The organism is Mesorhizobium onobrychidis (assembly GCF_024707545.1).
Taxonomy (GTDB): domain Bacteria; phylum Pseudomonadota; class Alphaproteobacteria; order Rhizobiales; family Rhizobiaceae; genus Mesorhizobium; species Mesorhizobium onobrychidis.
The window spans coordinates 4,806,158-4,819,996 of record NZ_CP062229.1; the positions used below are offsets into that span (position 1 = coordinate 4,806,158).

The following is a 13,839-nucleotide window of genomic DNA, read 5'->3' on the forward strand; positions in this document are numbered from 1 at the left end:
GTGGTCCGGCGACGCAAAGCCGCCGGACCGCAGCTTGACCGGCCAGCCGGTCATGAAAGCTTTCAGTGAACGGACGAGACGCGTGGCTGACCAGACTTTGCCCACCAATGCGTGGCCGGCAGACGCCGCTCCATCCGATCTGATATCGCCGGGCCGTAAGCGGCTCGGCCGGGCGTTGATGGCCGCTGCGACGCTCGGCCTGCTGGCGGTGATCGCAGTTCAGATCCTCTACAAGACAGAGGTCAACACGATCGGCTTCGAGACCTGGCGGCCGGTCGTTTATGCCTATGTGCTGTGGGGTATAGCACTCGGCATCGGCCAGGTGCTGACGCGCGGCGAAGACGGCCAGCGCGCGCTGTTCCTGCTGCCGGCGCTGCTATTCACCATCGCGATGGTGATCTTCCCGACGCTGTTCGGCTTCTACATCGCGCTGACCGACTGGAACCTCAGTTCCTTCTCTGGCCGGAAGTTCAACGGGCTCGACAATTTCTGGCAGATGCTGGCCGACCCCTACTACCGCAACGCGCTGTTCAACATGGTGCTCTATGTGCTTGCGGTGCTGGTCGAATATGTCATCGCCTTTGGCCTCGCCCTGTTGCTCAACGCACAGATCAAGGCGCGCAAATTCTTCCGTGTCGTCTTCCTCATGCCGTTGATGCTGTCGCCGGTCGCGGTGTCGTGGATGATCGGCAAGTCGCTGATGGAATACCGGTTCGGGCCTGCCGCGGCGCTGGCGCGCCAGCTCGGCTGGGAAAATCCCGCCTTCTTTTCAAACCCGATCACCGCCCGCATCTCGATCATGGTGCTGGATGCCTGGACGTTCATCCCGTTCATGATGATCATGCTGCTCGCCGGCCTTCAGGCGATGTCACGCGAGGTTCTTGAGGCGGCCAGGGTAGACGGCGCCAATGCCTGGCAGACCTTCTGGCAGGTCACCTTCCCGCTGATGCTGCCGGTGTCGGTGACGGCGATCATCCTGCGCATCATCTTCAAATTGAAGCTTGCCGACATCATCATCACCGTTACCTCGGGCGGCCCGGGCGGTGCAACCGATTCCGTGTCGAGCTTCATCTACCGCGAGTATCGCGACCGCTCGAATGTCGGCTACGGCACCATGCTGGCGATGGCCTACCTCATCATCATCATCGTGTTCGTGACGTGGCTGTTGAAATTCGCCAACCGCTTCGTGCGCAACGTCAACTGATAGGGGCGGCGACATGAGCGTTCAGACCACCGACTATGCCGCTTCCGAAATCCGCTCGCCGGCGAGCTTTTTCGCCAATCGCGTCTTCATCTATGGCGCGCTGGTGTTCTGGGCCTTCATCTGCCTGTTCCCGATCTACTGGACGATAACCACCTCGTTCAAAACCGCGGTCGACGTCACCCAGGGCCATCTCATCCCGTTCGTCGACTTTCGGCCGGACTGGAAGGGCTGGCGCTCGCTCGGCCTGTCGCCGGACTCGATCTTCCGGACCTCGACGGTGCGCGATGAATTCATCAAGCGCTTCATGAACTCGGTCATCACCTCGGTCGGCGCGTCAAGCCTCGCCATTATCATCGGCAGTCTCGCCGCCTATGGCCTCACCCGCTACCGCTATCACTTCGCCTGGTTCAAGAATGAGGACATCTCCTTCTTCTTCCTGTCGCAGCTGATCCTGCCGCCGGTCGTGCTCGCCCTGCCCTTTCTCGTGCTGTATCGGGAAGTCGGCATGCTCGACACGCGCATCGGGCTGATCCTGCTCTACACGCTGATGGTGCTGCCGATCGTCATCTGGATCATGCGCGACCAGTTCAATTCGATCCCGGTCGAACTGGAGGAAGCAGCCCTCGTCGACGGCCTGTCGATCTGGGGCGCCTTCTTCCGCATCGTCATGCCGATCGCGCTGCCGGGCATGGTTGCCGCCTTCATCCTGGCGATGGTGCTGTGCTGGAACGAGTATTTCTTCGCCGCACTGCTGACCTCGACCGATGCCAAGACCATTCCCGTGATGGTGGCGAGCCAGACCGGCTCGCAGGGCATCAACTGGTGGTCGATGGCGGCGCTGGCCACCGCCGCGATCACGCCGCTTGCCGTCATCGGCATCGCGCTGGAGCGTTATCTGATCATGGGCATGACCGCGGGCGCGGTGAAGTAGCGCCTCCTTCTTCCCTTTTCCCCTTGTGGGAGAAGGTGGATCGGCGCGTAGCGCCGAGACGGTTGAGGGGTGCTGGACGGAGCGCTGTTGGTGCCAAGCTGGAACACCCCTCATCCGACCGAGCGGAGCCTGTCCTCGGGCTTGCCGGAGGCAAGACCCGTGGGCTCGGCCACCTTCTCCCACAAGGGGAGAAGGCAGAGCCACGCTAGGCCGACAATATCGCCCGCAGGTGATCGAGGATCATCGCGACGCCCTTTTGCCCCAGTTCCATCGAAGCCTCAGGGGCGGTCGCCGTGTACCATCCCGTATTGTCGGCGAAGTGGCCGGCGTCCACCGCTTCCGGGCACAGCGCCAGCATCAGCGACGTCTCGCCGACGCCGGCATGATCGAAGGGATACTGGCCGTCCGTCACCGTCGGCATCAGCGGATGCACCTGCACCCAGTTGAAGAAATTGGCGCCTTCGGCGTGTTCGGCATAATAGCCTGCCATCGCCTCGGAGCCCCACCAGCCCTCGCCGCGCTCCTTCTCCAGAAAACGGAAGATCGCCTGGCGGCCGGCGGTCTTGAAGGCGAGATCGGTCGGCATACCGGCGGCAAAATTCTCGGTCTGGTGGTGGATGATGGCGTGGATGTTGCGAAAACCGATGCGCAATAGGCTGTAGAACAGTTCCTCCGCGAACGGTGCCAGCGCCCTGCCGCCGACCTGAACCGAGCCATTGCCCTCCGGCGGCGCCACCGCGTAGCTCGCCGCGCCATAGTAGAAGGCTGGCAGGATGACGATGTCGGCTTCCTTTTCGAACAGCTCCAGCATCTTGACCACCGCCAGCGTATCCATGCCGACGGCCATGTGCTCACCGTGGTATTCGAGCACGCCGAGCGGGAGCGCGACCGGCCAGTTCTCGGCGATCGCAGCGCGGATCTGGTGCGGCAGCATCAGCTCGTAGCGCATGACGCCTACTCCATGTTGGTGTGGCGGGCTGCGTCGATACGGCTTTCGCCGATCCGAGCCAGCACAGTGCCAAGCTCGTCGAGCCCAATTCTGAACAGATCTGTGCCGGCATTGGTCACGATGGTTCCACCAATTTCCCGGAACCCGAAACTTGCCTGAATGTTTGGGCCATTTTTTCCCGAACAGCTTGTTTTTGCTCATGCTATCACCGTGAAAGTTCGTGTCCAACGGCTCGGAGTGCTTTTGCAGCGCCCCAGGTGATAGTGTCGTGGCAATTGCGTACGTGAGGAAACAACAGGACATGAAGACACGGCATTTCGACCGCATCGGCAATGGCGGCATCAGTTTCACTGAACTCGGCTTCGGCACGGCGCCGCTCGGAAACCTCTATCGCGCCGTCTCCGACGAGGATGCCAACGCCACCCTGGAGACCGCCTGGCGGGTCGGCTGCCGCTACTACGACACCGCGCCGCTCTACGGGCTTGGCCTGTCGGAAACGCGGCTCAATCCGTTCCTGCGCTCGAAAAAGCGCGACGACTACGTGCTGTCGAGCAAGGTCGGCCGCATCATGCGCGCCTGCCCGCCGGACCAACGCACCGGCATCGGCAAGTTCTTCGACACGCCGTCGCGCCGCGAGGTCTACGACTACAGCTATGACGGCGTCATGCGCTCCTTCGAAGCCTCGCTCGAGCGCCTCGGCGTCGACCGCATCGACATCCTTTTCGTGCATGACGTCGACATCTTCACGCACGGCAGCAAGGAGGCCTCGGACCAACGCATCGAGGAGTTCATGCGCTCGGGCTATTACGGGCTGCTGGCCTTGCGTGATCAGGGCGTCATCAAGGCGTTCGGCGGCGGCATCAACGAATGGCAGGTTGCCGAGACACTTGCCGAGCGTGGCGACTTCGACCTTTTCCTGCTTGCCGGGCGCTATACGCTGCTGGAGCAGGAGGCACTGCAATCCTTCCTGCCGCTATGCCAGAAGCGCGGCATAGGCATCGTTCTCGGCGGGCCGTATAATTCGGGCATCCTGGCAACCGGACCGAAGCCCGGCGCCCATTACAATTATTCCGAGGCGCCGCAGGACATCCTCGACCGCGTCGCGCGCATCGAGGCCATCTGCAAACGCCACGGCGTACGCCTGATCGAGGCGGCACTGCAATTTCCGCTGCTGCACCCTTCGGTCGTGTCGGTGATCCCCGGCGGCCAGCGGCCGAGCGAGGTCGAAAGCAACCGGTCGCTGCTCGACGCGAAACTGCCATCAGCACTCTGGGCCGATCTCAAAAAGGAAGGGCTGATGCGCGCGGATGCGCCGACGGCATAGAGCCGTCAACTGTCAACTATTCTAGACAATATGAGCCCACCAAAGTGGGTGCAAAAGAAAAGCCGGGCATGCCCGGCTTTTCTGATCTCTGAAAAGGGTAAGAAGGCCGCTTAGTTGACTGCGTCCTTGAGGCCCTTGCCGGCCGAAAACTTCGGCACGGTGCGCGCCGGAATCTGCACTTCCGCGCCGGTCTGCGGATTGCGGCCGGTCGAGGCAGCGCGTTTTGACACTGTGAAATTTCCGAAGCCGACAAGCCGGACATCGCCGCCCTTCTTCAGTTCGCCGGTGATGACGGAGAACACCGCATCGACCGCCGACTGCGCGTCACCCTTCGAAATACTCGCGGCATCGGCGACAGCGGACACCAGTTCGTTCTTGTTCATAAAAATTCCCTTCCATGAGAAACCGGAACGTACGACTCGTCCGGCAGGAAACGGACTTTAGAAAGAAGCGCTTCCGCAACCAAGTCGAAAAGCGTCAACAGGGTCGAAAAAACCCCGGAATTCCGGGGTTTTTCACATGAAAAGGCCGGGCGCTAGGCCCGGCTCTCTCTTGTGCATTGCAACCTTAGCGGATGCTAATGCACGAGTCCGAAAACCGGTTTCGGTTTTCGCTGGGGATCATGCATAGACTCAGTAGCGTTAGAGCGTCCTTTGCGCGTCCAATTGGACGCGCGGCGCTCTAATGGGCAAGTGACTTGCTGGCGTCGTCTCCGGCATCCACCGCAGCCGGCGCATTGACCGGTTCAACCCAATCGATCGGCTCCGGCATACGCACCAGCGCATGGCGCAAGACTTCACCGACCCGGCCGACCGGAACGATCTCCATACCGTTCTTCACGTTGTCCGGAATCTCCGCCAGATCCTTGGCGTTGTCTTCCGGGATCAGTACCTTCTTGATGCCGCCGCGCAGTGCTGCAAGCAGCTTCTCCTTGAGCCCGCCGATCGGCAGCACCCTGCCGCGCAGCGTGATCTCGCCGGTCATCGCCACGTCCGCCCTGACCGGGATGCCGGTCAGCACCGAGACGATCGCGGTCGCCATCGCCACACCCGCCGACGGTCCGTCCTTGGGCGTTGCGCCTTCGGGCACGTGGACGTGGATGTCGCGCTTGTCGAACAGCGGCGGCTCGACGCCGAAATCGATAGCCCGCGAGCGGACGTAGGAGGCCGCCGCCGAGATCGATTCCTTCATCACGTCGCGCAGATTGCCGGTCACCGTCATGCGGCCCTTGCCGGGCATCATGACGCCTTCGATCGTCAGCAGCTCGCCACCGACTTCCGTCCAGGCGAGCCCGGTGACGACGCCGACCTGATCGTCGGCCTCGACCTGACCGAAGCGGAAGCGCGGAACACCGAGGTAATCGGCGAGATTGTCCGCCGTGATGTCGACCGTCTTCTTCTTCGTCTTCAGGATCTCGGTCACCGCCTTGCGGCCGAGCTTCATCAGCTCGCGCTCCAGGCTCCTGACGCCCGCTTCACGGGTGTAGGTCTGGATGATGCCGCGGATCGCGTCCTCGCCGACGGAGAACTCCTTCGGCTGCAGCGCATGATCGCGGATCACCTTGGGCATCAGGTGGCGCTTGGCGATCTCGATCTTCTCGTCCTCGGTGTAGCCGGCGATACGGATGATTTCCATGCGGTCCATCAAGGGCGCAGGGATGTTCAGCGTGTTCGCCGTCGTCACGAACATCACGCTCGACAGGTCGTATTCGACTTCGAGGTAGTGGTCCATGAAGGTCGAGTTCTGCTCGGGATCCAGCACCTCAAGCAAGGCCGAGGACGGGTCGCCGCGGAAATCCTGGCCCATCTTGTCGATCTCGTCGAGCAGGAAGAGCGGGTTGGACTTCTTCGCCTTCTTCATCGACTGGATGACTTTGCCGGGCATCGAGCCGATATAGGTGCGCCGGTGACCGCGGATTTCGGCCTCGTCGCGCACGCCGCCCAGCGCCATGCGGATAAACTCGCGGCCGGTCGCCTTGGCGATCGACTTGCCGAGCGAGGTCTTGCCGACGCCGGGAGGTCCGACGAGGCACAGGATCGGCCCCTTCAGCTTCTTCTGGCGGCTCTGCACGGCGAGGTATTCGACGATGCGGTCCTTGACCTTGTCGAGGCCGAAATGGTCGGTGTCGAGCACGTTCTGCGCGAAGGCCAAATCCTGCTTGACCTTGGAGTTCTTGCCCCACGGTATCGACAGGATCCAGTCGAGATAGTTGCGCACGACGGTCGATTCAGCCGACATCGGCGACATCGTCCGCAGCTTCTTCAGCTCGGCTTCCGCCTTTTCGCGGGCCTCCTTGGAGAGCTTGGTCTTCTTGATGCGCGCCTCGATCTCGGCGGCCTCGTCGCGGCCGTCCTCGCCTTCGCCGAGCTCCTTCTGGATCGCCTTCATCTGCTCGTTGAGGTAGTATTCGCGCTGCGTCTTCTCCATCTGGCGCTTGACGCGTGAGCGGATGCGCTTCTCGACCTGCAGGACGGAGATTTCGGCTTCCATGAAGCCCATCGCCTTTTCCAGCCGCTCCTTGACCGAAAGCGTGGCCAGCATCTCCTGCTTCTCGGGGATCTTGATGGCAAGATGCGAGGCAACCGTGTCGGCGAGCTTGGAATAGTCGTCGATCTGGCTGGCGGCACCAACCACTTCGGGCGAGATCTTCTTGTTAAGCTTGACGTAGTTCTCGAAGTCGGTGACGACGGAACGGGCCAGCGCCTCGACCTCGACCTCTTCCTCATCCGGTTCGACCAGCGCCGCGGCGTGGGCCTCGTGGAAGTCGGGACGGTCGGTGAACGAAACGATTTTCGCGCGCGAGGCGCCTTCGACCAGCACCTTCACGGTGCCGTCCGGCAGCTTCAGCAACTGCAGCACATTGGCGAGCGTGCCGATGTCGAAGATCGCATCAGACTCGGGATCGTCATCGGCGGCATTCATCTGGGTCGCAAGCAGGATCTGCTTTTCCTGACCCATCACCTCCTCCAGCGCCTTGATCGACTTTTCACGCCCGACAAAGAGCGGAACGATCATGTGCGGGAACACCACGATGTCGCGCAGTGGGAGGACTGCGAAGACGCCGTCGCTGGGAGCCTTGGATACTTTGGCCATTGTCCAACCTTTCATGTCGCGACCGCCAATCGGCCAACCGCGAATCTCATATTAACGACCGAGGATCGTTCCGCCTACCACCGTTTGTGACGGGAGTTTTACAGCACAGAATTCGGCACCCCGGCCTTCCTCAGTTAGTTGGAGGCACGGGGGGCAAAGATCAAGGGTCAACACGAAACCGTTCATCCAATCTGTCACAATCCGTTCATCCAATCTGTCACAATCCGTTCATCCAATCTGTCACAATCCGTTCATCACAAGTCGGCCCTCCGCAAAACAAAACGGCGCCTCACGGCGCCGTTTGAAGAATTCCACTGCAGAGGCTCACGTCAGGCGCTGACGTTGCCCTTCTTTTCCTTCTGCTCGGAATAGATGTAGAGCGGCCTGGCGTTGCCGGACACCACCTCTTCCGAAATAACCACTTCGCGCACGCCTTCCAGCGCCGGCAGCTCGAACATCGTGTCGAGCAGGATCGCTTCCATGATCGAGCGCAGGCCGCGCGCGCCGGTCTTGCGCTCGATGGCGCGCTTGGCGATCGCCGACAGCGCATTCTCGTGGAAGGTCAGGTCGACATTCTCCATCTCGAACAGCCGCTGATACTGCTTGACCAGCGCGTTCTTCGGCTCGGTCAGGATCTGGATCAGCGCCGGCTCGTCGAGGTCCTCCAGCGTCGCCAGGACCGGCAGACGGCCGACGAACTCGGGAATGAGGCCGAACTTCAACAGATCCTCGGGCTCGACCAGGCGGAAAACATCGCCGGTGCGGCGATCCTCGGGCGAAGCGACGGTGGCGCCGAAGCCGATCGAGGTCTTGCGGCCGCGATCCGAGATGATCTTGTCGAGGCCGGCGAAGGCGCCGCCGCAGATGAACAGGATGTTGGCGGTGTCGACCTGCAGGAATTCCTGCTGCGGATGTTTCCTGCCGCCCTGCGGCGGCACGGAGGCGACCGTGCCTTCCATGATCTTCAACAGCGCCTGCTGCACGCCTTCGCCCGACACGTCGCGGGTGATCGAAGGATTGTCCGACTTGCGCGAGATCTTGTCGATCTCGTCGATGTAGACGATACCGCGCTGGGCGCGCTCGACATTGTAGTCGGCCGACTGCAACAGCTTCAGGATGATGTTCTCGACATCCTCGCCGACATAGCCCGCCTCGGTCAGTGTCGTCGCGTCGGCCATGGTGAACGGCACATCGATGATGCGGGCCAGCGTCTGCGCAAGCAGCGTCTTGCCGCAACCGGTCGGGCCGATCAGCAAAATGTTGGACTTCGCCAGCTCGACGTCGTTGTTCTTGCCGGCATGCGCGAGGCGCTTGTAATGGTTGTGGACGGCCACCGACAGCACGCGCTTGGCGTAGGGCTGGCCGATGACGTAGTCGTCGAGAACCTTGAGGATCTCCTGCGGGGTCGGCACGCCCTCGCGAGACTTCACCATCGAGGTCTTGTTCTCCTCGCGGATGATGTCCATGCAGAGCTCGACGCATTCGTCGCAGATGAACACCGTCGGGCCGGCGATTAGCTTGCGGACTTCGTGCTGGCTTTTGCCGCAAAACGAGCAATAAAGCGTGTTCTTGGAATCACCGCCGCTGTTGCCGACCTTGCTCATTTTCATGTCCTTTCATAGCCGCCCGCCGATGGTCTGGTTGAAAGGGCGCATATCTCAATCTATCGCGGGAAATCGCCGCCGCCAGTATTCCGGCTCCCGCAACGCATTCCATACGAAACACATATCAGAAAACGTCGCAATGATTCGCACCAACCCCGCACAAAGCTAAGCCGTCGAAAATCAACATAGGCTTAACGTAGGCAATTGCTCCCGTCGAGGGAACAGCCAATTGTGGCCGAAATGCCGCAAGCGGCATCAAAAGCGTGTTTTCCCACCATCCAACTGCCACGGGCTTATGCGGCGGCAACCTCAGCCGGCTCGCGCGACGAAATGACCTTGTCGATGAGACCGAAATCCTTCGCCTCGTCAGCGGTCATGAAGTGGTCGCGGTCGAGCGTCTTCTCGATCTCGTCGTAGCTCTTGCCGGTGTGCTTGACATAGACCTCGTTGAGACGACGCTTCAGCTTGATGATGTCCTGGGCGTGGCGCTCGATGTCGGAAGCCTGGCCCTGGAAGCCACCGGAAGGCTGGTGGACCATGATGCGGGCGTTCGGCGTGGCGAAGCGCATGCCCTTCTCGCCTGCGGTCAAGAGCAGCGAGCCCATCGAGGCCGCCTGGCCGATGCACAGCGTCGCCACAGCCGGCTTGATGAACTGCATGGTGTCGTAGATCGCCATGCCCGAGGTGACGACGCCGCCGGGCGAATTGATGTAGAGGTTGATTTCCTTCTTCGGATTCTCCGCCTCGAGGAACAGGAGCTGCGCGCAGACCAGCGTCGCCATGCCGTCCTCGACCGGGCCGGTGATGAAAATGATGCGCTCTTTCAGCAGCCGCGAGAAAATGTCGTAGGCCCGCTCGCCGCGATTGGTCTGTTCGACCACCATCGGAACGAGGTTCATGTAGGTTTCGACGGGGTTCTTCATGGACTATCCCTTTTCAAAGGTGGGATTCCGGCGCCGGGAGATTAGCAAGTCGGGCAGAATCGGTTCTGGATCGTTGTCCTGTAAATAGGATGTCGGCTCACCCTAGCGCAAGGCCGCCCCTCCTAGCCATCCGGTTAAGTCGAATCAAGGTTTCTGCACAGGATTCGCCCGAGGCTATGTCGGCAGCCCTCTGCTGCTGTTGAAGCAGCACGGCTGGGTAGCAGTTTCTTAACCGCGTCGCTTACGAAATATCTCGAAACTGCTTTCCCGCGATACGGCTTCCCCTACAATTCAACGTTGAGCTTGAATTGAAGGTTCAACAGGGGGAGTGCCATGATCAGGAAAACTGCTTCCTCCGCCATCGCCAGCCTTGCCGTTCTCGGCATGGTGTCCGAAACGGCTGCCGGCGGACGCGCCGTCGAATGCTACGAACAGGTCAACACGCCGGCCGTCTACGAAACAGTCTACGAAAATTTGCTCGTCAGCCCGGCCGGCCAGCAGGTGGAGTATGTTCCCGCGATCTACGGGACGCGCGAGCGGGTGGTGCAGATCGCGCCCCAGCGTGTCAGCTACGAGATCGTGCCTGCCATCACCCGCACCATCTACCGAACGGTGAAGGTCAATGACGGCGGCTACTCCTGGGAATGGCGCGTCATCCATGGCCGCCAGGTGCTGTGCAAGATCAGGCACAAGGCGCGCTATGAACGCGTGGCCGAGACCGTGGTGGTGCAGCCGGAGCGCCGACGGCGCGTCGTCATCCCCGCCGAGTATGAGAGCGTGGCCGAAGAGGTTTTGGTGCAGCCGGAGCAGCGAGGCATCATCGAGGTTCCCGCCTCCTACCAGACAGTGGCGCGACGCGTGGTGGTCAGGGAAGGCTCGTCAGGCTGGCGGCGTGTGCATGTTCCACGGCACTGCCGGTATTAGGTCAGGCCACCTCGGCCCGCAGCCATTTCTTTAGACCGTCGACATCGCCATCGCCGATGGAAGCTGCAACACGCCGGCCGACCGCTGCGCCGAATTTGTAGCCGTGGCCGGAGCAGGCCGAGACGATCAGGCACTTGCCTTTCTGGTGGGCCAGGAACTTCTCGTCGGCGGTGAAGGTGTAGGCGCAGGTGACGACCTCGGTCACCCGATACTCCTCGATGCGGGCGATCGGCGGCGAAAACAGGTCGCGGATCGCCTCGCCCTCGCCCGCCACCGGCTGGCGGTTCCAGTCGGCGTCGCTGGTCGGCACCCTGTGCAGCCCTGAGCCGAATTTCATGCCGGCGCCGCCGGACGGCGGGATCACGTGGCCGTCGACGGCGCCGCCGACATCGAGGATGACCGGGGCTGCCTGCCATGCCGCTTTCAGATCCGCCGGCGGTTCGACATAGGCGAGCGCGGTGCGCCAGGTCTTCAGTTCGCCGTCCAGTTCCGGAAACAGTTTCAGCACCCAGGCGCCGGCGGTGACGACGATGCGGTCGGCCTGCATCGTCTCGCCGCTTTCAAGCACGATGCGGCCGGCCTCGGCGTCGACTTCCGTCACCTTGCTGTTCTCGTAGACATTGGCGCCGTTAGCCCGCAGCCATTTGGCGAGACCGGCGGCGATCCTGCGGCAATGCAGCGCACCGCCATCCGGTGAAAAATACGCGTAGCGGAAAGAGCCGGGCTCCAGGAACAGCCAGCGTCTAGCCGCGGCGTCCGGCTCGAACAGTTCGAATGGATAGTTTCCGGCTTCCATGCCCTCGCGGTATTCCTCGGCTTCGTCTCCCGGCTCCCGCGAAATGCAGATGAAGCCGCGCCGGTCGAGATGGTTTTCGCCGAGATCGGCCCACATCTCGTCCCAGGCCTCATAGGCCTCGGTGATCAGCCGGCCATAGCCCGCCGCTGCACCATAGGCGCGGCGGATGATGCGGTGATGGTCGCCTGAGGCAGCAAGCGGATTGGGAATCGACCCCTGCTCGACGATCGAGACCCGGTGCCCTGCCTTGACCAGCGACCAGGCCGTCGAAAGCCCTGCAATGCCTGCGCCAACCACGATCACATTCATCAAGTCAGTCTTTCCGCAGCCGCTTCGGCTGGCTCAACGCGCTTTTGTGCATGTCGTTGTCCCAAAACCGATTCACACTTTTGGGCGACACGCATCAGATTGCCGGGCGCCAACATACGGTCTGGCATCAAGCTGGCAAGCCGCGTTAATTGTCTGGCATGACCAAATTGATGCTGACCTATCTTGCCTTCGATTCCTCGACCCGCCATGTGCGACTGGACCCGCACGTGCCGGCTTTCTTCCAGAACCCCTATGAGGCCTATGCCTTCATGCATGGCGCATCGAATGTCTTCTTCTGGGAAGAGTTCGGCTTCTGGTGCTTCGGCGGCTTCGACGACGTTAGCCGGCTGCTGCGCGACCGCCGCTTCGGCCGCCAGAACCCGGCCGGCATCCCGGACAGAAGCGGCATCGGCCGGGATCGCACGCATCTCAACGCCTTCGACGGAATCGAGGCCAATTCGATGCTGGAGCTGGAACCGCCCGTTCACACCAGGCTCAGAACGCTGGTCAACCGCGCCTTCGTCTCGCGCCAGGTCGAGCGGCTGCGTCCGCGCGTCGAGGCGCTGGCCAACGAGCTGATCGACCGTTTCGAAGCGGACCAGGTCGACCTGCTGCCGGCTTTCGCATCGCCTTTGCCGATCACCATCATTGCCGAAATGCTCGGCGTGCCGGTCGAGATGGGGCCGCAACTGCTCGACTGGTCGCATCAGATGGTTGCCATGTACATGCATGGCCGCACACGCGAAACGGAAGAGACAGCCAATCGCGCCGCGCGCGACTTTTCGGGGTTCCTGCGCGGCTATGTTGCCGAGCGGCGCAAAAACCCCGGCGACGATCTATTGTCGCTGCTGATCTCGGCGCAGGAGGACAACCAAAAACTCTCGGAGGTTGAACTAGTGTCCTCGGCTATCCTGCTGCTCAATGCCGGCCACGAGGCAACCGTCCATCAGACCGGCAATGCGGTTCGCGCGATCCTCGCGCAAGGCGGCGACCCGCGCCGCTTCTTCCCCTCGCCTCAAACGACAGCCGCCACAGTCGAGGAATGCCTGCGCTTCGACGCGCCGCTGCACATGTTTACGCGTTATGCCTATGAAGAGATCGAAGTCGGCTCCGGTGTCATCGTGCGGCCGGGCGAGACGATCGGCCTGCTGCTCGGCATGGCCAACCACGACCCGGCAGCGTTTGCCGAGCCCCTCGCCTTTCGGCCCGATCGTGCGGACCAGAAGAACGTCTCGTTCGGCGCCGGCATTCATTTCTGCATCGGCGCGCCGCTCGCCCGGCTCGAATTGCAGGTGTCGCTGAAAACCTTGTTCGAGCGCCTACCCCAGCTCCATCTGGCCGAACAGCCGCGCTTCCGCGATACCTATCATTTCCACGGGCTGGAAACGCTCGCCGTGCACACCGGACAATGATCAAAGCTTGATCACATACTCCTTGCGAGTCGTTTCAAGCACTTCCCAGCTGCCCTTAAACCCCGGCCTGAGCACGAAACTGTCGCCGGCCCTGACGGTGCGCGCCTCGCCGGCGTCCTCTGATATCACCGAGACGCCCGACAGGATGTGGCAGAACTCCCACTCGTCATACTCGATGCGCCATTTGCCCGGCGTCGCCTCCCAGATGCCGGCATAGAGCCCGCCGTCGCGTTCCTCGACATTCCAGGTGCGGAACTTTGGATCGCCTGAAATCAGCCGATCCAGCGCCGGCGCGCCAGGTTCCGGCTCGACGCTTTCAATATCGACGGAGAGAAATTTCGGCGCGGTCATGGAAACTCCTTCCATCGGG

At 61.8% G+C, this 13,839-nt stretch carries 12 protein-coding genes; 5 read left to right on the forward strand and 7 right to left on the reverse strand.

What is annotated here, in order from left to right; translation table 11 throughout:
- Window positions 1-82: 82 nt before the first annotated feature.
- Window positions 83-1,204, forward strand: coding sequence for a carbohydrate ABC transporter permease (locus IHQ72_RS23950; protein WP_258117679.1), 1,122 nt, complete (start codon window positions 83-85; stop codon window positions 1,202-1,204).
- Between the two features lie 13 nt (window positions 1,205-1,217).
- A complete protein-coding gene (locus tag IHQ72_RS23955) occupies window positions 1,218-2,135 on the forward strand; it encodes a carbohydrate ABC transporter permease (protein WP_258117680.1) in 918 nt (305 codons plus the stop codon).
- 205 nt (window positions 2,136-2,340) lie between these two features.
- Here IHQ72_RS23955 and IHQ72_RS23960 read toward each other — a convergent pair whose 3' ends face one another.
- Entirely contained in the window at window positions 2,341-3,084 is a 744-nt protein-coding gene (locus IHQ72_RS23960) for a creatininase family protein (protein WP_258117681.1), read from the reverse strand.
- Window positions 3,085-3,385: 301 nt separating this feature from the next.
- Between IHQ72_RS23960 and IHQ72_RS23965 the strand changes: the two genes are divergently transcribed.
- Window positions 3,386-4,408 carry an aldo/keto reductase gene (locus tag IHQ72_RS23965; protein WP_258117683.1) on the forward strand — a complete coding sequence of 341 codons (1,023 nt, stop codon included), beginning with the start codon at window positions 3,386-3,388 and terminating at the stop codon, window positions 4,406-4,408.
- A 110-nt stretch (window positions 4,409-4,518) separates the two neighbouring features.
- Here the strand turns inward: IHQ72_RS23965 and IHQ72_RS23970 are convergent, their stop codons facing one another.
- The 4 genes from IHQ72_RS23970 to clpP all read right to left on the reverse strand — a co-directional run bounded on the left by IHQ72_RS23970 (window position 4,519) and on the right by clpP (window position 10,028).
- Complete coding sequence (locus IHQ72_RS23970) at window positions 4,519-4,791, reverse strand: HU family DNA-binding protein (protein WP_023798342.1); 273 nt, start codon at window positions 4,789-4,791, stop codon at window positions 4,519-4,521.
- Window positions 4,792-5,089: 298 nt separating this feature from the next.
- Entirely contained in the window at window positions 5,090-7,501 is a 2,412-nt protein-coding gene (gene lon / locus IHQ72_RS23975; protein ID WP_258117685.1) for an endopeptidase La, read from the reverse strand.
- 329 nt (window positions 7,502-7,830) lie between these two features.
- Window positions 7,831-9,105 carry an ATP-dependent Clp protease ATP-binding subunit ClpX gene (gene clpX, locus IHQ72_RS23980; protein WP_027155315.1) on the reverse strand — a complete coding sequence of 425 codons (1,275 nt, stop codon included), beginning with the start codon at window positions 9,103-9,105 and terminating at the stop codon, window positions 7,831-7,833.
- A 293-nt stretch (window positions 9,106-9,398) separates the two neighbouring features.
- Window positions 9,399-10,028, reverse strand: coding sequence for an ATP-dependent Clp endopeptidase proteolytic subunit ClpP (gene clpP / locus IHQ72_RS23985; protein WP_095485814.1), 630 nt, complete (start codon window positions 10,026-10,028; stop codon window positions 9,399-9,401).
- A gap of 333 nt (window positions 10,029-10,361) precedes the next feature.
- Between clpP and IHQ72_RS23990 the strand changes: the two genes are divergently transcribed.
- Window positions 10,362-10,952 (forward strand): hypothetical protein, encoded by a 591-nt coding sequence (locus IHQ72_RS23990; RefSeq protein ID WP_258117691.1) that lies wholly within the window; start codon window positions 10,362-10,364, stop codon window positions 10,950-10,952.
- 1 nt (window position 10,953) lies between these two features.
- On the opposite strand, the gene IHQ72_RS23995 is transcribed toward IHQ72_RS23990, so the two are convergent.
- Window positions 10,954-12,057, reverse strand: coding sequence for an NAD(P)/FAD-dependent oxidoreductase (locus IHQ72_RS23995; protein WP_258123917.1), 1,104 nt, complete (start codon window positions 12,055-12,057; stop codon window positions 10,954-10,956).
- A gap of 158 nt (window positions 12,058-12,215) precedes the next feature.
- Here IHQ72_RS23995 and IHQ72_RS24000 point away from each other — a divergent pair, with 158 nt between their 5' ends.
- Complete coding sequence (locus IHQ72_RS24000; RefSeq protein ID WP_258117692.1) at window positions 12,216-13,469, forward strand: cytochrome P450; 1,254 nt, start codon at window positions 12,216-12,218, stop codon at window positions 13,467-13,469.
- Here the strand turns inward: IHQ72_RS24000 and IHQ72_RS24005 are convergent, their stop codons facing one another.
- On the reverse strand, window positions 13,470-13,820 hold the full coding sequence (locus IHQ72_RS24005; RefSeq protein WP_258117693.1) for a cupin domain-containing protein: 351 nt from the start codon (window positions 13,818-13,820) through the stop codon (window positions 13,470-13,472). It lies immediately after the preceding gene.
- Window positions 13,821-13,839: the final 19 nt, after the last annotated feature.

Bases quoted from the DNA above. Each gene is read 5' to 3' on its own strand.
- IHQ72_RS23955 (WP_258117680.1), top strand. From the start codon at position 1,218: ATGAGCGTTCAGACCACCGACTATGCCGCTTCCGAAATCCGCTCGCCG.
- IHQ72_RS23960 (WP_258117681.1), bottom strand. From the start codon at position 3,084: ATGCGCTACGAGCTGATGCTGCCGCACCAGATCCGCGCTGCGATCGCC.
- IHQ72_RS23965 (WP_258117683.1), top strand. From the start codon at position 3,386: ATGAAGACACGGCATTTCGACCGCATCGGCAATGGCGGCATCAGTTTC.
- IHQ72_RS23970 (WP_023798342.1), bottom strand. From the start codon at position 4,791: ATGAACAAGAACGAACTGGTGTCCGCTGTCGCCGATGCCGCGAGTATT.
- lon (WP_258117685.1), bottom strand. From the start codon at position 7,501: ATGGCCAAAGTATCCAAGGCTCCCAGCGACGGCGTCTTCGCAGTCCTC.
- clpX (WP_027155315.1), bottom strand. From the start codon at position 9,105: ATGAGCAAGGTCGGCAACAGCGGCGGTGATTCCAAGAACACGCTTTAT.
- clpP (WP_095485814.1), bottom strand. From the start codon at position 10,028: ATGAAGAACCCCGTCGAAACCTACATGAACCTCGTTCCGATGGTGGTC.
- IHQ72_RS23990 (WP_258117691.1), top strand. From the start codon at position 10,362: ATGATCAGGAAAACTGCTTCCTCCGCCATCGCCAGCCTTGCCGTTCTC.
- IHQ72_RS23995 (WP_258123917.1), bottom strand. From the start codon at position 12,057: ATGAATGTGATCGTGGTTGGCGCAGGCATTGCAGGGCTTTCGACGGCC.
- IHQ72_RS24000 (WP_258117692.1), top strand. From the start codon at position 12,216: ATGACCAAATTGATGCTGACCTATCTTGCCTTCGATTCCTCGACCCGC.
- IHQ72_RS24005 (WP_258117693.1), bottom strand. From the start codon at position 13,820: ATGACCGCGCCGAAATTTCTCTCCGTCGATATTGAAAGCGTCGAGCCG.